Origin of the sequence: Massilia glaciei, assembly GCF_003011895.2 — a bacterium.
GTDB lineage: Bacteria > Pseudomonadota > Gammaproteobacteria > Burkholderiales > Burkholderiaceae_D > Telluria_A > Telluria_A glaciei.
On record NZ_PXWF02000182.1, the window covers coordinates 15,875 to 36,625 of the forward strand.

Below are 20,751 nucleotides of genomic sequence, written 5' to 3' on the forward strand. Positions count from 1 at the left end.
GGCGAAAAAGTGACTGCACGCATCCTGATCATCGAAGACAACGCCACCAACATGGAATTGATGGTGTACCTGCTCACGGCGTTCGGCTACGCGCCGGAGATGGCCAGCGACGGCGAGAGCGGCCTCGAGCGGGCCCGCGCGGCGCCGCCCGACCTGGTCGTGTGCGACGTCCACCTGCCCAAGCTCGACGGCTACGGCGTGGTCGCCGCGCTCAAGGCCGACCCGCGGCTGGCCCATGTGCCGGTGCTGGCCGTGACGGCGCTGGCGATGCTGGGCGACCGCGAGAAACTGCTCGAGGCCGGCTTCGACGGCTACATCGCCAAGCCGCTCGAACCGGACACCTTCTTGGCCCAGCTCGAGGCGTTCCTGCCGGCCTGGCAGAGCGCGCCCAAGACCGAGCCGCGCGCCACCATCCTGATCGTCGACGACCATGTGCTCAACCGCGAATTCCTGATCGCGCTGCTCGGCTACGGCGGCCACCGCCTGCTCGAGGCGGCCGACGGCGTCGAGGGGCTGGCCGTGGCGCGCGAGCTAAAACCCGACCTGATCATCTCCGACATCATGATGCCGAACATGGACGGCCACGAGTTCGTCACGCAGCTGCGGCGCGAGCCCGGCCTGGCCGCGGTGCCCGTCATTTTCTACACCGCCACCTACCGCGAACGCGAGGCGCTCGACCTGGCGCGCGCCTGCGGGGTGCGCTGGGTGCTGCCCAAGCCGTCCGAGCCCGAAGTCATCCTGCGCGCCGTGCGCGAGGTGCTCGGCGGCGGCGCCGAGCCCGGCGCGGCGGTGTTCTGCGACGCCGCCTACGGCGCCGGCCAGGACGGCCGGCTGGCCGGCGGGGGCGCCGTTGGCGCGCACGGGCAGGGCGGCGCCGCCATGACCGGGCAGCTCGCCAGTTCGCTCGCCAGCCTGCAGGCGGTGAGCCTGCGCCTGACCTCCCTGATCGATCTGGGCATCGCGCTCGGCGCCGAGCGCCACCCGGAGGCGCTGATCGCGGTCGGCTGCCGGGTCGCGCTCAACATCTGCGGCGCGCGCTACGCCTGCGTCGGCGTGCTCGAGGACGGCGCGCCCGAACTGAGCCATTTTTCGTCGTGCGGCGAGACCGGCATGGCCGCCAAGGCCGCGATGGTGGCGCAAACGCCGCGCGCCGGCCTGCTCGGCACCTTGCTCGGGCAGCCCGGCCCGGTGCGCATCGGCGCCGCCGGCGGCGACGCGCCCGCGCTCGGCCTGCCGGCCGGCCACCCGCCGGTGCACGCCTTCCTCGGCGTGCCGATCGCCTCGCGCGAGCGGGTCCACGGCTGGCTGTACCTGGTCGACAAACTGGGCGGCGCCGAGTTCTCGGAGGTCGACGAACGGGTCGCCGTCACGGTCAGCGCGCAGATCGCGGTGGCCTACGAGAACCTGCTGCTGTACGCCGAAATCGAGCGCAACCACGCCCAGCTGACGGCCGACATGGCCGCCCGCATCCTGCTCGACGAGGACCTGCGCCGCTTCCGCACCGCGATGGACGCGACCGCCGACGCCATCTTCCTGCTCGACCGCACCGGCATGCGCTTCGTCGACGTCAACGCGACCGCCTGCCACATGCTCGGCTTCGGGCGCGAGGACTTCCTCGCGCTCGGGGCGCCCGGGGCCGGCCCGACCCACGAAGGCCTGCGGCAACTGGTCGAGCGCCTGCTCGGGGGCGACCAGTCGGGCGCCTCGAGCGAGTTGCAGCTCGAACGTAGGGACGGCACCAGCCTCTCGGTCGAGGTGCAGCGCCGCACGCTGCGCTCGGGCGCGGGCTGGATCGTGGTCGCGGTGGTGCGCGACATCACCGAGCGCAAGGACGCCGAACTGCGCCTGCTCAAGCTGTCCCATTTCGACACCCTGACCGGGCTGCCCAACCGGGTCCAGTTCTGCGACGCGCTCACGCGCGCGCTGGCGCAGGCGGCCGAGCACCACTGGACAGTCGGCGTGCTGTTCCTCGACATCGACCGCTTCAAGAACATCAACGACACGCTCGGCCATACGTTCGGCGACGACCTGCTGCGCCAGTTCTCGATCCGGCTGGTCGGCTGCCTGCGCGCGCGCGACGTCGTCGGCCGCTTCGGCGGCGACGAGTTCGCCGTGATCCTGATGCTGCCCGAGGGCCCGCAGAACGTGATCGCCGTGGTCGACAAGATCCGCGAGCTGCTGCGCCGCCCGTTCGACCTCGAGGGCCAGGATGCCACCGTCACGGTCAGCATCGGCATCACCGTCTACCCCGACGACGGGCTCGACGCCGACAGCCTGCTCAAATACGCCGACACCGCGATGTACCGCGCCAAGGACGCCGGGCGCGACGCGTTCCGCTTTTTCACCACCGAGATGAACGCGCAGTCGCTGGCCCGGCTCGACCTCGAGAACGCGCTGCGGCGCGCGATCGACAACGACGAATTCGTGCTGTACTACCAGCCCAAGGTGCACATCGGCTCGGGCCGGGTGAGCGGGGCCGAGGCCCTGATCCGCTGGCAGCGGCCCGGCCACGGCATGGTCTCGCCGGCGCTGTTCATCCCGATCCTCGAGGAGACCGGGCTGATCGTCAAAGTCGGCACCTGGGTCATCAACGAGGCGTGCGGCCAGATCGGGCGCTGGGGCCGCGCAGGAGTCGGGCCGGTGCATGTCTCGGTCAACGTCTCGGGCATCCAGTTCTTCGTCGGCGGGCTCGAGGAGGAGGTGCTCAAGGCGATCGAGCTGCACGCGATCGCGCCCGAGCTGCTCGAGCTCGAGCTGACCGAGAGCTCGCTGATGTCGAACGCCGAGGAGACCATCGCGGTGCTGCGCAACCTTAAGGCGCTCGGCATCTCGATCTCGATCGACGACTTCGGCACCGGTTACTCGAGCCTGGCCTACCTCAAGCGCTTCCCGATCGACAAGCTCAAGATCGACATCGCCTTCGTGCGCGAGGTGACGAGCAATCCGGACGACGCCGCGATCGTGCTGGCGATCATCAACATGGCGCACAGCCTGAAGCTGCGCGTGATCGCCGAGGGCGTCGAGAAGGACGCGCAACTGGCCTACCTGCGGCGCCACGGCTGCGACGAGATGCAGGGCTATTATTTCAGCCGCCCGCTGCCGGGCCCAGAGTTCGAGCAGATGCTGAGGGGCGGCAAGATGCTGGCGCCGCCGGCCAGCGACGGCTGCCCCGAGCAGCTCACCTTGCTCATCGTCGACGACGACGCCTTCATGCTCGAGGTGCTGTCGGACTTCCTCGAACAGGACGGCTACAAGATCCTGACGGCGCAGGGCGCGGCCGACGGCTTCGACATGCTGGCCCGGAACCGGGTGCAGGTGATCCTGTGCGACCAGTGCATGCCGGTCATGAGCGGCACCGAGTTCATGGAGCGGGTCAAGGACCTGTACCCGGACACCTTTCGCATCATGCTCTCGGCCAACGCCGACCTGACCCCGATCATGGCCGCGATCAACCAGGGCGCGATCGACCGCTTCTACACCAAGCCGTGGAAGGGCGCGACGCTGCGCGAGAACATCCGCGAGGGCTTCAGGCTGCACGCGGTGCTGCACCGCGGCGGGCTGGCGTCGTAGGCTGCCGCATAGGCGGCGTAGGCGGCGCAGGCGGCGGCTTAGGCGATTAGGCGGCTTAGGCGATTAGGCGGCTTAGGCGATTAGGCTATTAGGCGATTAGACGATTAGACGATTAGGCGAATAGGCGGCTTAGGCGGCGGGGCGGGGCGGCGGCCGGCGGCACCCGGCACGCGTCCGCGGGTGCGTCTGGCATTCGTGCTCGTTCCGGGTCGCGTTTTGTCTCCTTCTGTCGCTTCCCGCCCCGGTATTTTCCTCCTTGCAAATCGCCAGGCAAAACAAGACAAAACGCGCACTAACGCGACCCCGATCGGGTGGGAACGCCAGAGCGGGCGGCATGGTGGCGGCGCCTGAGAGGCTGAGAGTCTTTCGATCATGCCCGCTCATCACGCCAGAAAGCGCCAGTTCGTCGTTGCAAATGCTCGCCATAGCCCGCTATGGCTGTGCTTTGCGCCTCGATCTGCCGCTTTCTGGCGGGCTGCTCGGGCACGCCCGAAAAACTCTCAGCCTCTGAGTCCCTTTGCGCAAAGTTAACCTGGGCATGTAACAAAATGTTACTAAGCGCGCCAGCGCACACAGCGGTTGTCGGGCGGGGCTGTATAAGGACCTTTGCAGGCGGCCTTAGTGCCAGCGGATCCACACCAACCTGAAAAACCAGGCCTGGGATCCGCAACCAAGACAAAGGAAACACAATGATCCAATTCCACACCAAACCAAAAGCCATTTTCCTCGCGACTTTGTTGAGCGCCATGCTCGCCGCCCCGGCGATCGCCAGCGCATCCCAACCCCAGGCGCCAGTCAAGCTCGGTTCAGCCGGAACGTTCGCATTGCTTAGTAAAACCGGCATCACCAATGTCTATGCCTCAGTCATCAAAGGCGACGTCGGCACCAGCCCGATCACCGGCGCCGCGATCGGCCTGACCTGCGGCGAAATCGCCGGCGGTATTTTGTACACCGTCGATGCCGCCGGCCCACTGCCGTGCAGCGTCACCGCCGCCACGCTGCTGACCTCGGCAGTGAGCGACATGGAAACGGCTTACCTCGACGCGGCCGGCCGCGTCCTGCCCGACCACATCAACCTCGGCTCGGGCGAAATCGGCGGAATGACGCTCAAACCGGGCTTGTACAAATTCGGCACGGGCGTTTCGATCTCGACCGATGTGAAGCTGTCGGGCGGCCCCAAGGACGTCTGGATTTTCCAGATCGCCGGCGGCATCAAGCAGGCCAGCGCCACGCGCGTGACCCTGGTCGGCGGCGCGCTGGCCAAGAACATTTTCTGGCAGGCCGCCGACGTTGTCGCGATCGGCACCACGGCCCATTTCGAAGGCGTGGTGCTGGCCAAGACCCTGGTGTCCGTGAACACCGGCGCGACGGTCAACGGACGTCTGCTCGCACAGACCGCCGTGACGCTGCAGAAGAATCGGGTCACACAGCCAGCCCAGTAATACCGGGTCCCCGCTGCACGAAAGAACGCCAACCCATGCGGTTGGCGTTTTTTTTCGTGAACCGGAGGCTGTGCCGGATCGGCGGCTTGGCAACACACGATCCGGTGCCGCCGCGGCGGCTGGCCCCGCACGTGGCCCGCACATGGCCCCGCACGTGCCCCCGCCCGTGCCCCCGCACGTGCCCCCGCACGTTTCCCTTAGCGCGCCGACTCGCCGATGAGCCGCTTGAGCGTGTCGTAATCGACCGGTTTGACCAGCTTGTGGTTGAGCCCGGCTTCGCGCGTGCGCGGCCCGGTGTCGCCCTGGTTCCAGCCGGTCAGCGCGATGGCGAGAACCGGTCGGCGATCCAGTTGAACACGCCTGAACGGCAGCATTTTCATACCGATGGTTGCGCTTCGATAGATCCATGCGGTATGCGGCGCTTTGCCCCGTCATAGGCGCGGCGAAACGCAGCGTGCGCCACCACACGGACGGGGTTGTTTGGAGGCGCCATATTTTAATCAGGAAAGAATTTCATGCGTGGCGCAAAACACCGTGCGCCGCGCGAACAAGGGAACAAGATGACGACCGACTTGAATCAGAGGCAACATGGAACGCGCCCGCCGGCGGCGCCACCGCCCGTCCGGAAGTACCTCGTGCTGAGCGTGGAGGACGATCCGAGCGACTCGGCCCTGATCAGCGAGCTGGTGTCGCGCCGCGCCGACCTGACCTTGCTGTCGGCCACGCACGGCGGCGCGGCCGTCAAGCTGGCGCGCGCGCACCGGCCGGCGCTCAATTTAATGGATATAAACCTGCCCGGCCTGAGCGGGATCGACGCGCTCGGCTTCCTGCGCGACGACCCCAACACGGCCGGCATCCCGGTCATCGGCTTGTCGTCGGATCGGTTCGATTGCGCCGTAGACATGTGCCTGTCCGGCTTCTTCGGCTATCTGAGCAAACCGTTCAAGCTCGACGATTTCGAGTGCATGGTCGATGCCGCCTTGGTGCAATCGGCGCGAGGCCCGACGCGGGCGAACTAGCGGGCCTAGGCTAGCACGGCCATCAGTTCGTCCCTGCGCGCGGCCATGCGCCGGCCCAGCGCGACGAGGTCGACTCCGCTCTTGCGCACCTTGGGGAACATCTCGTCCTCCTCCTCCTTGACGTGGTGCTCGATCTGCTCGGCCAGCACCTTGACCTTGGCGTCGTACAGGTCGTCGCCCGGATCCATGCCGCCGATCTGGGCGATCAGGTCCTTGGCGCCCGCGTGCTCGACAATGGCCTCGTCCATCAGGTCCTCGTCGCCGATCGGCTTGCGGATGGCGGGATAGAAGATTTCCTCCTCCACCTGCGTGTGGACCGTGAGCTCGTTGCAGATCTCGTCGGCGAGTTTTTTCTTGCTGGCTTTGGAGCGGTCGCTGAGCGCGTCGTATTGCTTGAACAGGCCTTTGACCTTCTTGTGGTCGGCGATAAGCAAGGCGATGGCGTCGTTCGGGGTGGTTTTCATGGTGGGCCTTTTGCGTGGTTGAAGGCGCATCATGCTCCGGAAGGGCTTGGCGGTATGTGCGCCGTTGCACCCAACGGCGGCGACGGCGGTGACGGCGGACAAATCGCCCCGTCCCGCGACACGCGCAATATTGTTTCAAACGAATCGGGCCCGGCTTGTGGTTATACTGGCCCTCCTTTGAAAATGTTCAAGCCGCCGACGGTGCCCCATGGCCATCGTGCACAACAATCCACCCGAACGCACGGGACGGCCCGGATCGATGCGGGCGCCCGCTTCCAACTTTGATTTCATGTCCGAAGGCGGCGAGATGGGCGCCCTGACGCGCGCCCACGACTGGCGCGCCGGGCCGCTCGGCGATCCCGCGCAATGGCCCGAGGTGCTCAAATCGACCCTGCGTCTGGTGCTGACCTCGAACCATCCGATGTTCATCTGGCGGGGCGAGCACCTGGTCCAGTTCTACAACGACGCCTACCGCGCCACCATGGGCCCCGAGCGACACCCGCACGCGCTGGGACAGTGCGGGCGCGCATGCTGGGGCGAGATCTGGCCCATCATCGGCCCGCAGATCGAGGCGGTCATGCAGGGGCGGGGCGCGACCTGGAACGTCGACCAGCTGGTGCCGGTGACCCGGCACGGCGCGCGCGCGAACGTGTGGTGGACCTACGGCTACAGCCCGATCCAGGACGCCAGCGGCGTGCGCGGGGTGCTTGTCGTGTGCAACGACGTGACCGAGGAGCACGAAGCGCGGGTCGAGCTGATCGATCTGAACCGGCGCCTGACGGAGCAGATCCGCCAGCGCGAGCAGGCTGAAAGCGACCTCGCCGCGCAGCTCGACATGTCCGACAAGCTGCGCGGCCTGACCGACTCGCACGAGATCGCCGAGGTCGCGTTCCAGACCCTGAGCCGGCGCCTGGTGGCGTCGCGCATAAACTACACCGAGATCGACGCCGCCGCCGGCGCGTTCACCATCCGCCACGCGTGGCGCAGCCCGGGCCTGCCTTGCGTGGCCGGGGCGCAAGGGGCGATGGCGGCGTTCGGCCCGGCGCTGATCGACGATCTGTCGGCCGGCCGCGTGGTCTGCATCGCCGACGTCACGCGCGACGCGCGCACCGCGCTCTCGCTCGAGGCGTTCAACAGCATGGACGGGCGCGCCGTCATCATCGTGCCGCTCCTCGAGGCGGGCCAACTGGTGGCGGCGATGTCGATCATGCGCTCGGCGCCGTTCGAATGGTCGGCCCACCACCTGGCGCTGACCGAGGGGGGGCGCGGACCGCATCCGCAACGCGATGGAGCGCGCGCGCGCGCTCGAGGCGCGGCTCGCCGCGCAGCGCCTGCAGCACGAACAGCAGCGCGCCGAGAGCGCGCGGCTCAAATCGATGTTCAGCCAGGCCCCCGGATTCATGTGCATCCTGGGCGGGCCGGAGCACGTGTTCAAGTTCGCCAACACCGCCTACGGGCGGCTGGTGGGCGCGCGCGAGCTGTTGGGCAAAAAGCTGCGCGACGCCCTGCCCGAGATAGCCGAGCAGGGTTTCCTGGCGCTGCTCGACCAGGTGTTCCGCAGCGCCCAACCCTATGTCGCCGACAACGTCCCGGTGTCGATCCAGCGCAGCGCGCAGGGTCCCCCGACGACCAGCTATCTGGACTTCATCCACCAGCCGATCGTCGGCGCCGACGGCAAGGCCACGGAGATCTTCGTCGAGGGATTCGACGCCACCGAGCGGCACTTCGCCAAAGCGGCGCTGGAGGCCAGCGAACAGCGTTTGAAGGAGGGCATGCTGGCCGCCAGGATGGTGATTTGGGATTGGGAGCTGTCCGGCGGTCGCACCACGTTCTCGGACAACGCCGGCATCTTGTTCGGCGGCCAATGGCACGAGGCCGAGTCGGTCTGGGAGCGCGTCGTGCCCGAGGGCCTGGCGCTTCTGGAGGAAAAGCGCGCGCTGGCGCTGGCGCGGCTGGGCAGCTACCAGGAGGTGGTCCGGCTGGTGCGCCCCGACAACGGCGACACGCTCTGGCTGCAGGTGCACGGTACCGTGATCGCCGACGGCGACGGCAGGGCGTGCGCGATCCGCGGCGTGGCGCTCGACGTCACGGAGCGCAAACAGGCGGAGGAGGCGCTGCGCCGGGCGGACCGCCGCAAGGACGAGTTTTTGGCGATGCTGGCCCATGAGTTGCGCAACCCGCTGGCGCCGATCAGCGCCGCCGCGCAGCTGCTCAAAATGCGCGGCAACGACGAGGCGCGCGTGCGCCGGAGCAGCGAAGTGATCGGGCGCCAGGTCGAGCACATGACCAGCCTGATCAACGACATGCTCGACGTCTCGCGTTTCAACGCGGGGCTGGTCAGCCTGCACCGGGAGCTGCTCGACCTGCGCGAGGTGGTGGCTGAATCGACCGAGCAGGCGCGCCCCTTGATGCAATTGCGGCGCCACCGGTTCGACACCACCGGCGTCGAACTGCCCCTCATGGTGCTGGCCGACCGCACGCGGCTGGTGCAGGTGCTGACCAACCTGATTCAGAATTCGGCCAAGTTCACGCCGCCGGGCGGCGACATCGGAATCGCGCTCGACGTTTGCGGCGCCGAAGTGTCGATCAGCGTCGGCGACAACGGCGTCGGCATGGCGCCCGAGCTGGTGCCGCATGTCTTGAGTTGTTCACGCAAGGCGAACGCTCGTCGGACCGGGCGCAGGGCGGCCTTGGCGTGGGCCTGTCGCTCGTCAAAAGCCTGGTCAATCTGCACGGCGGGCGGGTCAGGGCGCGCAGCGACGGCCCGGACCTCGGTTCGACCTTCACCGTGATCCTGCCGCTGCAGCTGGCCGCCCCGGACGGCGCCGCTCTGGCAAGCCATGCATCCCAGGCGCAGGCCGCCGGCAAGCGCGCCTTGCGCATCCAGGTGGTCGACGACAACGTCGACGCCGCGCGCATGCTTTGTCTGTTGCTGGAGGCGGATGGCCACGCGGTGTCGGTCGAACACGATCCGGTCGCCGTGCTGCGCGGCGCCGACAGCGCCCCGATGGATGTGTACCTGCTCGACATAGGGCTGCCCGGCATGGACGGCAACACGCTCGCGCGCGCGCTCAGATCGTCGCCGGGGGCGGCGCAGGCGACCCTGATCGCGGTGACGGGATACGGCCAAAAATATGACAGGGAGTCGACGCTTGCGGCCGGGTTCGACCACTATTTCATCAAGCCGGCCAATCCGGACCAGTTGGTCGGGCTGCTTGCCAATATCGCGCCGTCGGCCGCGGCCAGCCTCACTACTGCCTGAGGGGAGTTCGGCGGGAGTTCAGTGGCCGGCGCTGTCGCCAGCTGAAATGATGCTTATGCTTCCTGGTGTTAACTCTTCTCTGGCATTGCCGAGGAATGATGGCTCGTGATGAGCCACGCCGAACCGTTCCACCGATAGGTGTAGGTGTAGCGTCCGCTGACCTTTGCCCCTGTCTTGGCAAACGTGAACGTGTAAAGACCAGCGTCGACGGCGGTGTTGCAACCGAGTTCGACGGTGCGCAAGTCGATCGCGCCGGAGGGGCGGTTCTCCAAGAAATGCGCGAAGTAATCGACCTTCTCGGCCTGCGTCAGACGCGGCTTGTTCGAAACCGTGGGCAAGAGTATGGATCGCTCCGCGTATCGCGCGGCCACCTTGCGTGGATCACCGGTTTGCAGAGACTGATTCCAGCCATCGAAAAGCGAGGTGATCTCCTGTTCGGTCGTGGCCTTGCAGGACTCCGTGCGCACGCCTTGGGTGCCGGCACACCCGGCCAGCGTTGCGGCAACCACAAAAATACCCAGAAACTTCATTTGCGTGTTCCTTTTGGCGTGGGTGGAAAAGCTTGATGCACAACGTTTCGACGAGGGGAGGGCCGCCTACTACAAGAGCGTCGGGTTGCTTTGCCATACGGACCAAGTGAGCGCGGTTGCGACGCAGACCCAGGCGAGATACGGGAGCATGAGAACGGCGGCTAAACGACTGATCCGCCAGAACACCGCGATCGTGGCGGCGATGAGCGCCAGCAGAACCAGCACCTCTACAAACGCGAATGCGCCGTTGTGCCAAGCGAAGAACAGCCAGGACCATAGTGCGTTTGCGAATAGCTGGGCAATAAAGAGCATCAGGGCAGCCGCCAGATGTCTGGCGCCGCTCTCGCGCCACACCAGCCAGGCCGAAATTCCCATAAGCAGATAGAGGACGGACCAAACGGGGCCAAAGGCGGACGCCGGTGGTGCCCACGCGGGCCGATTCAGTTGCGCATAGAAAGTGCCGGCATCGATGGAAGCTGCCGCCCCTATCGCTGCCGCGACGAACACGACGGCCAGGCAAGCTACAAGGCCAAGTGTTTGCGAGAGAGTTGATCGTTGCGACATGGTGTGGGATTCTCGTTGGGACTAATGTTTAAAGTAAGGGGATGGCGCAGTCTTGCCCCCGCAAATCAGCTGCTGCCTAGCTCAGGGCAACAGCAGAACTGGTGATCAACATCAGGACAGCGATCGGCGTCCAGATGATGCGTTCCCATTTGCTTGGCGTAGCCATATTGGCGACAACGCCTATCGCGCTATAGCCAACGACCGCCCAAACGGCGGCCGCGGACAACTGCGCAAACTCGGGAAGCACCAGGCTGGCGCGTGCGCAGACGATCAGTCCAAAGGCAAGTAGAAGGAGCCCGGAGAGAACACTCGCAATCCGCATGCGAGCCGGCAGCGTGCCGGGATGGCGGCCTCCAAAAGCCAAGCGACCCCATGGCATGCCAACAGCCAATGCCAACTGAAAAAGCGAGACAAACAAAACCAGGACCGAAAAAACGATTGCCGCCACGACGGTGCTCATTGGATAAAAATCTGCAAGGGCTGCTCCAGGGCACCAGCCCCCAAGATAATGAACATGAAAGACGCAGTTTGGCATGTTTCCATTTGATTGAATAGGACCAGGCGAAAGACCTTATTCAGCCCTCGTATCGCCGCAGCCTTTCATGCAGCGTACCTGTGTGTAGCTCAAAAAGGTGGTTGTCGAAATCGTAGAAGTATAGGGAGTGGCCTTCTCCCTCGACCCTTTTGCGAGCGGATCTGATCTCCACGCCAAGCGACCCCAGTCTTGCCTCAAACGGAGCAAGTTCCGCCTCTGTGATCCTGAAAGCCAGATGGCCATACGTGCGCTCTGTCGGTGGCTCGCCTTCCATCGCAGCTATCCAAATATCGCCAAGCAGGAAGAATTTTTCTTTGGAAAGGGAGAATGTCCTTGTGCCACTGTCGTACACCTCCCGCGCCCCGAGGCCCTCGCACAGGAACGACGTCATGCGATCAAGATCTCGCACGACGAATGTGATGTGACTGATCGCCTCAATACCCATTTGGTCCGCCACCTGAGTTGAGCCGGCCGCGAAGCGGCATCCTGACAGTGTCCATGAGGATGCCTAGCCGGTTGACTAACGCCGAATGTCAGCCCTCAATCAGAGGATCCGGATTTGCGACGCATCGGTGACGAGGACATGCGTCTGGTAGTAGTACTTCCCGGTCTGCTTGTCGTCGACGATGAAGTCGATCCGCACCCGGCGAGCCGTGCCGGCCACAAGGATGCGCTTGCCTTTCAGTGCGACCTCAGGTGGCGACTTAAGTAAGGATTCCAGCTCAGCGGCAGCCCCTGGCGTTAACGCGACAGATAGGTTTCGGGAATTGCGGTAATCAAGCTCGGAGTTCAAGTAAACTTTTTTCGTGTGACCGGTGGCCTTAACGGTCAGCGCAAATACACCCGTGACGCCGCTTTGCGGTGCGGCCGCCGCGCCGAGAACGGCCTGTCCTGGGTCGATCCAGGATGATGTGGCAGGCATAGGCGCGGTTGCGCACCCTGTTGCCAAAACGAAAACAAGGGAAAAGGCTGCCAGCTTCTTACAAGTCATATCGATTTTTCCTTGAGTGCGGTCATTTGTGGGGTTGCCACTTTACCATCTATCGAAAACATCGCCGTTGTTTTTTTGATTGGATGGTCTGGCCGGCAACGTGTTCGCGATCCACCGAACTAATGCTGCCGGCAACCCGGCCTCACATCTGTCTGAACAAGGCCTGATACTGCAACGACACCTTGATCCGTTCAGACCGGTCTTTCAGTATCACTTCCATGTTTTCATCGATCCGCACCACGCTCACGACCTGCCTCAGGTTCACCACCGAGCTGCGATGCACCTGCCAGAACCACTGTGGATCGAGCTGCCCTGTCAGTTGTTTCAACGGCATCCGAATCAGTGCCTCGCCATCGGCCGTGACGACGCGGGTGTACTTGGCGTCCGATTCAAAGTAATGCACCTCGTCGACGTGGATCAGGCGCACCTGTGCGCCGACCGAGGCCTTGATCCACTGCAGCGGCGGCGCCGCCTTCGGCACCTCGACCGGCGGCGGGTCTGGTCTCGCTTGCGCGGTGCCCAGCTGCGCCAGGCGCTCCTGCAGGCGGCGCACCACGGTCACCAGGCGCGGCAGCTCGACCGGTTTGAGCACATAGTCCACCACACCCTTCTCGAACGCCGACACCGCATAGTGGTCGTAGGCCGACACGATCACCACCAGGGTCTGCTCGCCGACCGCCTCGGCCACCTGCAAGCCACTCATGCCAGGCATGCGGATGTCCAGGAAGGCGAGGGGGGGCCGATGGGTGCGAATCGCCTGGAACGCCGACGGGCCGTCGCAGGCGCTCGCCACCACCCGCAGCTCGGGCCAGACCAGCGCCAGCGCGTCGGCCAGTCCGGCAAGGGCGAATGGTTCATCGTCAGCGATGACGGCGGTCAAGGTCATATGGAACTTTCAGGAATGCTGACGGTGGCACACACGCCCCCGCCGGGCGCGTCGGCAATATCGAGCCGCGCGCGGCCTTGGTATGCCACGGCCAGGCGATCGCGGATATTGACCAGGCCCACGCCGGTGCCGACCGTATCGCCGGCGCCGAAGCCGGGCCCGTTGTCCCGCACCGTGATGTCGATGCGCGCCTGCCCGCCATGCGCCACGCGCGCGGCCCGCACCGCGATGCCGACCGGTCCGGGCTTGAGTTCGACGCCATGTTTGATGGCGTTTTCAACCAGGGTATGGATGATCAAGGTGGGAAACGGCACCTCCGCCAGTGCCGGATCGAATTGCACGTCCACCTCAAGCCGGCCGCCCATGCGCACGCGCACGATGTTCAAGTAGGTTTTGACCAAGCCAAATTCGCGCCCCAGGACCGAGCCGGTGCCACGCACATCCGGGATGGCCTGGCGCAAATAGCTGATCAATTGCGTCAACAGGAAATCGGCGTTCTCGGGATCCTTGCGCACCAGATGCTGGACGCTGGCCAAGGTGTTGAACAAAAAATGCGGTTCAATTTGTGCCTGCAGCAAGGTGAGCCGGGCTTCCGCCAGCGCCTGGCCTTGCTCGGCGGAGTGGCGTTTGAGCGCTTCGCTGCTCAAGCGTTCATGCCACTGGTGCACATACGCGAAGCGCAAATAGCTCAACGCGACCAGGACGCCGACCATTAGCTCCGGAAGGAACCACAAAAACGAGGGCATCGCCGCGAGTGTTTGAATTCTTGCGGCCAAAAAGAGTATCAGATGCCCGGCGGGCAAACCCAACAAGACCGTCAGTCCCGCCCATTTCAGGAATTCCGCTGTCGTTGGCGCCCGCTCGGAATGTTTGTCGATTGCCATCGCCAATAGCCAGCTCACGAAAAAGACGACCACCCCGCACGTGACAGCCGCGTTTAAGGCCCAGGTGTCGTCAGTTTGATCCTTCGTGAACCACACGGCGACGAGCAGCAGTACGACGCCCAGCACCATCGTGAACTGCGCGATGATGGCGCCGCGCGACAGGCGCGACATCCACACCCCGGTCTTGGGTGACATGTCGCCACCTTCATTGATCAGATCGCGCGCATGCTTCAATCCCGCCCAGCTGTTTTTTAGATATTTCATGATGTTTCCAGTGTAGTTGTTCAGTTTGCCGCAGGCAATGCATACCTCGAAGCCGCCTCCGGTTCGCATCAGGCACCACCGATCGCGTGCGCTTGGCCACATCGGCTGGCATCTGCCATTGATATCGATGGCTGCACGATAAAGCTTGTTCCCCACGGCGGGAGGCAGGCTGCGACGAATCCCGGCTGGCGCGGTTTCGGTGCCGGATTGACGCGACGAACAGGGAAAGCGGTGTGCGAAGGACGACGCGACGTGGCGGTGCGCGGCGCAGCCGCGCTTGCCCATCAAGCGTTCAAAGCAATGGGCCGCCAGGGCGCCAAGCACGACAAGACTGCGTCCTTGACGGGAGCGGGCGCTTCCTCCGCCCACGATCTGATGCATGCCTCCATGTACTGCGGGAAGGAAATGTAGCGGTGCTCTCCAAGAAGTCTGGGGGGAGACCAATACTGAATCGCGTACTCGCCAGTCGATAGATCGAAGCTGCCTGCATCGAGGCAGTCGTAGTCGGCATCGCAGCCATGATTGATCGGAATAAATGCTGCTGGCTTTACAAACTCCCAGCGGCCGCGTCCGCCGACCACGCGGCGCCGAATCTTGCGGGCACGGGCGGCCAGATGCAGGATGTGGTGCGCAGAATCAAAGTCTTCGCCGAGACTGGCGAGCCAATGTTGGCACGCGCTCGTGTTGGCGGCGAACCATACGAGAGAGTCTGGAAGCCGGATCGACAGCCCCTCGTTGATACGTTGAATGCTCCTTTCGGTGGGCGGGAAGGGGCAAGCGCCCGGCCTCCTGGGAAAAGGGCCCCATATGCACGGGCGAGATCTGCGATGTGAGTGGTCATGTGGTCCGACGGTCGGGTAGCCCGGACGCGGCTACCGCGCCCGGCCCCCAAGAACTGTACGTGCAAGTTTCGCGGCACAAAGCTCAATTTTTGTAAAGGCATCCTTCGACACTCGGCAGTCATCGCGTATTCCCCAATTTTTCGAATTTTCCGTTTCGATAAGCGAACAAGGTGTCGGTGAGGCCGTAAGTGGCTTTTTGCAAGGATTTGGTGGCCAGCTCGCGGAGGTTGGCAATGCCTTCGCGACTTTTGGACCCGGTAGCCAGGAGAAGATCGCGCGCCGGAATCGCTACAACGATGTCTCTGTCAACTTGAAATGTACCGTCCAAAGTTCGTTGACAAGCAATAGGCACGCTTCAAAGTCTCCGCCGGCGGTGACCATGGATAAAACAGGCCCTTTGTGGATCTCAATTTTCGGGAGAATCTTCTTGAGATTGCTAACCGCGAGTGCCCTTACCTGCGTTCGAGAAACGCCGATTTCTTCCAGATGCTTCCAGGTCAGGTAACGTATGTTCGTCGGGCTGTCCTCGGCGTACACGATGACGAGCCGCTCGTTAAATTCCTCGAAGGCGTTCTCCAATGGTTCCTTTGCGCCGCGATCCCGCAGCGACTGGGTGATTTCACTTAGCCACTGTCGATCTTTGATGATTGGAACGATGCGCGCTCGATCGATTCTTACTTCATCTTTTGTTATCGCCAGGTAAGAAACGGTGTAGCGTTGAATTACATCTTCAATGGCTTTGGGGTCGTGAAGATACTCTTTGTATGCGTTGTCCAAAAACGCGGTTGAGGCTTCCCCTTCGGCGTTGGTGAGCTGGAGCTCAAGATCTGTTTTCACCGTTGTTTTGGTTGATGGACTGGCCAGCCTTAACGCCTTTGCATACGCCACAGTTAACTGCGATGGTGTCATTGCTTGTGCGCAAGAAAAACAAAAAAGGGAAGCTAGTAGAATGAACAGGCGTTTCATGTAGTGCCTCAACGTTGACGTGATCGGACCGCCGCCCGAAAATCCGAACCATGAACTGCGCCGTTCCCGGATTGCGCAATGAACGGCGCGCTTCCGGCGCAGCCCGCTTTACGCGAATGGTAGTTGCTCGCGCACATGCTTAACCCGATGCTCGCAGAAACCTTGGTCGTTCAAATCCGGGAAGTCAATTGGAAGGATTGTTAATTAAAAATTAAGCAACCGTGCGACTTTAACACATCAAAAATAGAGGGCGCTTGTCGACCACCGAGCTTGCGAAGCTCATCGATTGGGTGGGAAATTTTTTCAGGGACGCCATCCGTGTGGTCTCTGCCGCAGACCGGTTTGCCCGAGGTCCGCATCGGCCAGCAGGAAATATTTTTGTCCCATGCAACCCAACCGGCGCCCTACATCTGCTTGAACTGGTCCATGTAGTTGCGGCTGACCACCAGCTGTTCGCTGCGCCCCTTGAGCTTGACCATGAGGCGCCCGCGCAGATCGGTGCGGGTGCCCGCGACATGGCTGGCGGCGACGATCACGCCGCGGTGGATCTGCCAGAATTGCGCCTCGTCGAGCTGCTCGCGCAGTTTGCTCAGCGGCGTGCGGATCAGGCATTCGCCCTCCTGCAGGAACACGCTCGTGTACTTGTCGTTGCTCTGGAAATAAACCACCTCTTCGATCGCGATCAGGCGCGTCTCCTGGCCCTGCGCGGCGCGGATCCATTGCAGCTGCGCGGCGCGCGGCGCGGGCGCGACCGCTGGCCCCAGCCCCAGCCCCAGCCCCAGCCCCAGCCCGGGCAGTTGCGCCAGCAGGGCTTGCAGCGCCGCCGCCGGCGGGGCCGCCCGCCTGCCCGCCAGCGCGGTTTTGAGCTTGTTGACGGTGCGCGCCAGCCGTTCGAGCGTGACTGGCTTGAGCAGATAATCGACCGCCTCGCGCTCGAACGCGTCGACCGCGTAGCGCTCGTGCGCGGTGACGAACACGATGCGCGGCGCATGCGCGTCGGCGGCCAGGCGCGCCGCGAGGTCGATCCCGTTCAGGCCCGGCATTTGTATGTCGAGGAACACCACGTCGGGCGCCTCGTCGTCGATCAGGCGCAGCGCCTCGACGCCGTTGGTTGCCCTGGCCACGATGCGCAGCTCCGGCCAGGCGATGGCCAGCTGGGACGCGAGGTAGTCGAGCAGGTGCGGCTCGTCGTCGGCGATCAGGGCGCGTGGATGGTCGATGGCGGCGATTCCTGTAAGGGCAGCAGCACGCGCACGGTGACGCCGCCGGGTTCATTTTCGAGCAATTGTACCTGAGCGGCGCCGCCATACAAGCTGCGCAGCCGAGCCCGCAGGTTGCCCAGGCCGACCCCGCCCCCCGGTTTGGAAGGCGCGTTGCCAAGGCCGACACCCGTGTCGCTCACCTCGATGCACAACAGCGCGCCCCGCAGGTGCGCGCGCACGACGATCTCGCCGCCCTCGATCTTGGGCTCGAGCCCGTGCGCGACCGCGTTCTCGATGATCGGCTGCAGCAGCATCGGCGCGATCGCCAGCTCGCGGCAGCCGGGGCCGGCCTCGATCCGGTAGCGCAGGCGCGCGCCCATGCGCACCGCGAGCACGTCGAGGTAGGCGCCGGCCAGCGTCAGTTCGGCCCCCACCGTGGAGCGGTCGGCGCGGCTCGCCGCCAGGCTGGCGCGCAGGTAGTCGATGAAGCGCTCGAGCATGTGGCGCGCCTCTTTGGGCCGGCTGTCGATCAGGCTGACCACGTTGGCCAGCGTGTTGTACAAGAAGTGCGGTTCGATCTGCGCCTGCAGCGCGCGCAGGCGCGCCTCGGCCAGCAACTGGGCGGCGGCGGCGATCTGCTCGCTCTGGCGCGCCGCCAGAATTTCGCCCGAGATGCGCCGCTCGCCGGCCAGGAACACCAGGAACATGAAGGCGGCGGCGAACAGCGCGAAGCCGAACAGGGGCGCGAAATGGGTCCCCGCGCGCAGATACGCGAGCGGGCTCACGCCTTTGAGCAGCGCGCTGCCGATGGCGATGCCGGCCACCACGCACAGGCCCACCACGCCCACCTGGTAGAGCACCCGCGGCGCGCCGCGCGCGCGCCCGGGCCAGCCGCCGAGCAGGGCGTTGAGCGCGAGCAGGCTGGCGTGGATCAGGTAGCCGACGATGTTCGAGATCAGGAGCATCGGCAGCAGGTAGGCCGAAAACGGCGCGCCGCGGCGCGCGAAAAACGCGTTGGCGGCGGCCAGGAACAGCGCGATCAGGCAGTTCCACAAGCCCGTGTAGAGCAGGTCGCGCGCCGGCGAGGCCGGCCAGCGCCGGAACAGCGGGATCAGGTCGAGCGGATGCGAGGAGGGCGCCTGCGGCGCGCTGTTGTCCATGGTGGTTCCAGTCTGAATCAGCTTGGCAGGAAGTTACCATGAAAACAGTGCGGCGCGCGGTAGGGCAGCCGCGCCAGCGCCACCGGGCCGTCCTTGACGTGGGCCGCGTCGAACACCGTCAGCACCGTCTGCAGGCGGCCGCTGTCTTGCGCCACGCCGACGAGGTAGCCGTCGGTCTCCGAGCGCGCGTTGCGGCGCGGCACCAGCACGTGCTCCTCGACCTGCCAGCCGGCGTCGAAACGGTAGCTGTCGGCCTTGCCGCTGTCGGTGTCGACCAGGTTGACGGTGTTGAGGATGCGCCCGCCGTTGCCGCCGGCGCCGCCGGCGCTAAGCAGTGCGAGACGCCGGTGGCGCCGCGTCGCCACCTGCGGCATCACGCCCGGGAATTCGCTCGCGCCGAACAGGCGCGCCTCGCGCGCCGTGCCGGCCGCGTAGTCGAGCGTGATCTGGGTCGCGCTGCTGCGTCCTGGAACCGGGGCGCGCTCGCCGCGCATGATGCCGCCCAGTTCGCCGAGCACGTCGCCCTCGTGCAGCACTGCGTCGAAGCGGGTCGTGGCGCCATCGTCGAAGGCGTTACCGAAGTGGAAAACCATGCGCGGGGGCAGTTCGAACACCCGGCGCAGCGTCAGCGTCGCCTTGTCCACCACCACCACCCGCATCGGGCGCGCGCCGGCGCCGCTGCCGACCCACACGTGCTGGTCGAGGAAGCTCTTGGAGGCGTCGTTGCGGAACGTGTACGGCGGCACCAGGAATATCAGGTGCTTGGCGCTGACGGCGAAGTCGTGCACCATCGTCAGGTCGGCGATGTTGACCATGCCGGCCGCCAGCACCGCGCCGGCGGCGCCGATGTGGTACAGCGCCAGCGTGTCGGTGCCGGGCAGGGCGCCGAAATTCCACAGGCTGCCGTCGGGGTCACGCTTGGGGTGGGCCGAGAACGGCATCGACTTGAGGTCGTCGCGCCAGGTCTTGAGGCCGATCGTGGCCAGCGTGGCCGGGTCTAGCTCGGTGGCCGAGCCGCCTTCCCACAGTGCGTACAGGCGGCCGTTGAACGGCAGCAGGTTGGTGTTGGCCGCGTTGAGCGTGTCGTTCGACTTCATCGGGCTGCGGTCGATCTTGGTGCCGTAGGTCGAGTACAGGAAGCGGCCCGCCTTCGACTCTTCGGTGAATTTTTGGGTGCGCACGAAGCTGCCGCAGTGGCTCACCTTGCCGCCGCCGATCTGCCAGCGCTGGGCCATGCCGTCGCCGTCGAACCAGTGGTGGTAGCGCTCGCCGCCGAGCTCGAAGCGGCCCGGGCCGTTGCGGAAGAACACGCCGTCGAGGTCGGCTGGGAGGCGGCCGCGGACCGTCGCCGCGCCGGCCAGTTCGCCCTGGGTGTCGGCGTAGACCGCCAGCCGCGAGTCGCGTTTGAGTGCCGCGTGGAAGCTGGCGCGGGTGGCGGCGTCGGCCAGAGCGGCGCCAGGGGCGAGCCCGAGGGCGCCGAGGCCGATGCTGCTGCTGGCGAGGAAGTGGCGGCGGTCCATGGTAGGCCCTCCCTTATTTGAGCGAAACGCGCACGGTGCCGCCGGCCTCGGCCAGCGCGAACTTGGCCGCGTCGTAGCTCGGCGGGCCCATCTTGCCCATCGCGTTGTTGGAAAAGCCGTAGTCCTCGGTCGGGATGCCGATCATGTTCTTGTCCATTTTGCCGTTGCCGTTGGCGTCGTGGTAGACCGCGAACGCGTACTCGCCGGCGGGCAGGTTCTTGATCACGACCACGTTGCTGCCGACGGCGGCGGGGGCGCCGCCGACGCCGGCCGGGGCGGCCTTGAGGAAGGTGCCCTCGGCATTGTAGACCGCCACCATCAGGTTGCCGGCGGCGCTCTTGACGTCGTCGACGTGGATGGTCAGGTCGGCGGCCGAGGCGAGGCCGCAGGTGGCGAGGGCGGCGCTGCAGAAGATGGTGCGGATAATGTTGTGGATGCTGTGGTTCATGTGGGTCTCCGGGGGTTAAATGCACCACGTGTGCGGTGCGACGGAGTGAACTTTAATGCCGCTTGGCGCGGCCCGATTGAGTTTGCGACGACTGCGCGCGCGCACGGCGCCAGTTGCATCCTGGAGGCGCGAAATGCAAAAGGGCGGCGCCGGAAAAGCGCGCCGCCCCCTCTCGGCGGGTCCTCGCATCCGCGCACTGCTG

Annotated in this window: 20 protein-coding genes and 1 pseudogene; 6 read left to right on the forward strand and 15 right to left on the reverse strand. The window is 65.2% G+C overall.

Features of this window, described 5'->3' with window-relative positions; all coding sequences use genetic code 11:
• The first annotated feature begins 9 nt into the window (after nt 1-9).
• Nucleotides 10-3,570, forward strand: a complete 3,561-nt coding sequence (locus tag C7C56_RS11235) for an EAL domain-containing protein (protein ID WP_106757491.1) — start codon at nt 10-12, stop codon at nt 3,568-3,570.
• 689 nt (nt 3,571-4,259) lie between these two features.
• On the forward strand, nt 4,260-5,012 hold the full coding sequence (locus tag C7C56_RS11240) for an ice-binding family protein (protein ID WP_106757492.1): 753 nt from the start codon (nt 4,260-4,262) through the stop codon (nt 5,010-5,012).
• A gap of 197 nt (nt 5,013-5,209) precedes the next feature.
• Here C7C56_RS11240 and C7C56_RS11245 read toward each other — a convergent pair whose 3' ends face one another.
• Nucleotides 5,210-5,392 (reverse strand): response regulator, encoded by a 183-nt coding sequence (locus tag C7C56_RS11245; RefSeq protein WP_106757493.1) that lies wholly within the window; start codon nt 5,390-5,392, stop codon nt 5,210-5,212.
• Between the two features lie 135 nt (nt 5,393-5,527).
• On the opposite strand from C7C56_RS11245, the gene C7C56_RS11250 reads away from it, so the two are divergent.
• Complete coding sequence (locus C7C56_RS11250) at nt 5,528-6,031, forward strand: response regulator (RefSeq protein ID WP_106757494.1); 504 nt, start codon at nt 5,528-5,530, stop codon at nt 6,029-6,031.
• A gap of 5 nt (nt 6,032-6,036) precedes the next feature.
• Here the strand turns inward: C7C56_RS11250 and C7C56_RS11255 are convergent, their stop codons facing one another.
• Nucleotides 6,037-6,495: a hemerythrin domain-containing protein gene (locus C7C56_RS11255; RefSeq protein WP_106757495.1), complete on the reverse strand. Its 459-nt coding sequence runs from the start codon at nt 6,493-6,495 to the stop codon at nt 6,037-6,039.
• Between the two features lie 481 nt (nt 6,496-6,976).
• On the opposite strand from C7C56_RS11255, the pseudogene C7C56_RS30690 reads away from it, so the two are divergent.
• Nucleotides 6,977-7,177 (forward strand): annotated as a pseudogene (locus C7C56_RS30690) (hypothetical protein); the annotation flags it as partial.
• Nucleotides 7,178-7,425: 248 nt separating this feature from the next.
• On the opposite strand, the gene C7C56_RS28785 reads toward C7C56_RS30690, so the two are convergent.
• Entirely contained in the window at nt 7,426-7,656 is a 231-nt protein-coding gene (locus C7C56_RS28785; RefSeq protein ID WP_181373128.1) for a hypothetical protein, read from the reverse strand.
• Nucleotides 7,657-7,781: 125 nt separating this feature from the next.
• On the opposite strand from C7C56_RS28785, the gene C7C56_RS30695 reads away from it, so the two are divergent.
• Nucleotides 7,782-9,287 carry a sensor histidine kinase gene (locus C7C56_RS30695; RefSeq protein WP_106757498.1) on the forward strand — a complete coding sequence of 502 codons (1,506 nt, stop codon included), beginning with the start codon at nt 7,782-7,784 and terminating at the stop codon, nt 9,285-9,287.
• Nucleotides 9,191-9,757 carry a response regulator gene (locus tag C7C56_RS29805; protein WP_370660201.1) on the forward strand — a complete coding sequence of 189 codons (567 nt, stop codon included), beginning with the start codon at nt 9,191-9,193 and terminating at the stop codon, nt 9,755-9,757. Before C7C56_RS30695 ends, C7C56_RS29805 begins: the two co-directional genes overlap by 97 nt.
• Before the next feature lie 68 nt (nt 9,758-9,825).
• On the opposite strand, the gene C7C56_RS11280 is transcribed toward C7C56_RS29805, so the two are convergent.
• The 12 genes from C7C56_RS11280 to C7C56_RS11335 form a co-directional block, all read right to left on the reverse strand.
• Nucleotides 9,826-10,287, reverse strand: a complete 462-nt coding sequence (locus C7C56_RS11280; RefSeq protein WP_106757500.1) for a DUF4440 domain-containing protein — start codon at nt 10,285-10,287, stop codon at nt 9,826-9,828.
• A 69-nt stretch (nt 10,288-10,356) separates the two neighbouring features.
• Nucleotides 10,357-10,851, reverse strand: coding sequence for a TspO/MBR family protein (locus C7C56_RS11285; protein WP_106757501.1), 495 nt, complete (start codon nt 10,849-10,851; stop codon nt 10,357-10,359).
• Nucleotides 10,852-10,927: 76 nt separating this feature from the next.
• On the reverse strand, nt 10,928-11,311 hold the full coding sequence (locus C7C56_RS11290) for a hypothetical protein (protein WP_106757502.1): 384 nt from the start codon (nt 11,309-11,311) through the stop codon (nt 10,928-10,930).
• A 115-nt stretch (nt 11,312-11,426) separates the two neighbouring features.
• Entirely contained in the window at nt 11,427-11,831 is a 405-nt protein-coding gene (fosX, locus tag C7C56_RS11295; protein ID WP_106757503.1) for a FosX/FosE/FosI family fosfomycin resistance hydrolase, read from the reverse strand.
• 99 nt (nt 11,832-11,930) lie between these two features.
• On the reverse strand, nt 11,931-12,377 hold the full coding sequence (locus tag C7C56_RS11300) for a hypothetical protein (protein ID WP_146204430.1): 447 nt from the start codon (nt 12,375-12,377) through the stop codon (nt 11,931-11,933).
• Nucleotides 12,378-12,519: 142 nt separating this feature from the next.
• The gene (locus C7C56_RS11305; protein ID WP_106757505.1) at nt 12,520-13,263 is read right to left on the reverse strand and encodes a LytR/AlgR family response regulator transcription factor; all 744 of its coding nucleotides are present in this window, start codon (nt 13,261-13,263) and stop codon (nt 12,520-12,522) included.
• Nucleotides 13,260-14,792: a sensor histidine kinase gene (locus C7C56_RS11310; RefSeq protein ID WP_106757506.1), complete on the reverse strand. Its 1,533-nt coding sequence runs from the start codon at nt 14,790-14,792 to the stop codon at nt 13,260-13,262. Before C7C56_RS11310 ends, C7C56_RS11305 begins: the two co-directional genes overlap by 4 nt.
• Before the next feature lie 749 nt (nt 14,793-15,541).
• Nucleotides 15,542-16,219, reverse strand: coding sequence for a DUF1444 domain-containing protein (locus C7C56_RS11315; protein ID WP_146204431.1), 678 nt, complete (start codon nt 16,217-16,219; stop codon nt 15,542-15,544).
• A gap of 404 nt (nt 16,220-16,623) precedes the next feature.
• The gene (locus tag C7C56_RS11320; RefSeq protein WP_229458718.1) at nt 16,624-17,397 is read right to left on the reverse strand and encodes a LytR/AlgR family response regulator transcription factor; all 774 of its coding nucleotides are present in this window, start codon (nt 17,395-17,397) and stop codon (nt 16,624-16,626) included.
• 20 nt (nt 17,398-17,417) lie between these two features.
• Nucleotides 17,418-18,581, reverse strand: coding sequence for a sensor histidine kinase (locus C7C56_RS11325; RefSeq protein ID WP_106757509.1), 1,164 nt, complete (start codon nt 18,579-18,581; stop codon nt 17,418-17,420).
• 17 nt (nt 18,582-18,598) lie between these two features.
• Nucleotides 18,599-20,101 (reverse strand): carotenoid oxygenase family protein, encoded by a 1,503-nt coding sequence (locus tag C7C56_RS11330; RefSeq protein ID WP_106757510.1) that lies wholly within the window; start codon nt 20,099-20,101, stop codon nt 18,599-18,601.
• Nucleotides 20,102-20,114: 13 nt separating this feature from the next.
• Nucleotides 20,115-20,549: a DUF2141 domain-containing protein gene (locus tag C7C56_RS11335; RefSeq protein ID WP_106757511.1), complete on the reverse strand. Its 435-nt coding sequence runs from the start codon at nt 20,547-20,549 to the stop codon at nt 20,115-20,117.
• Nucleotides 20,550-20,751: the final 202 nt, after the last annotated feature.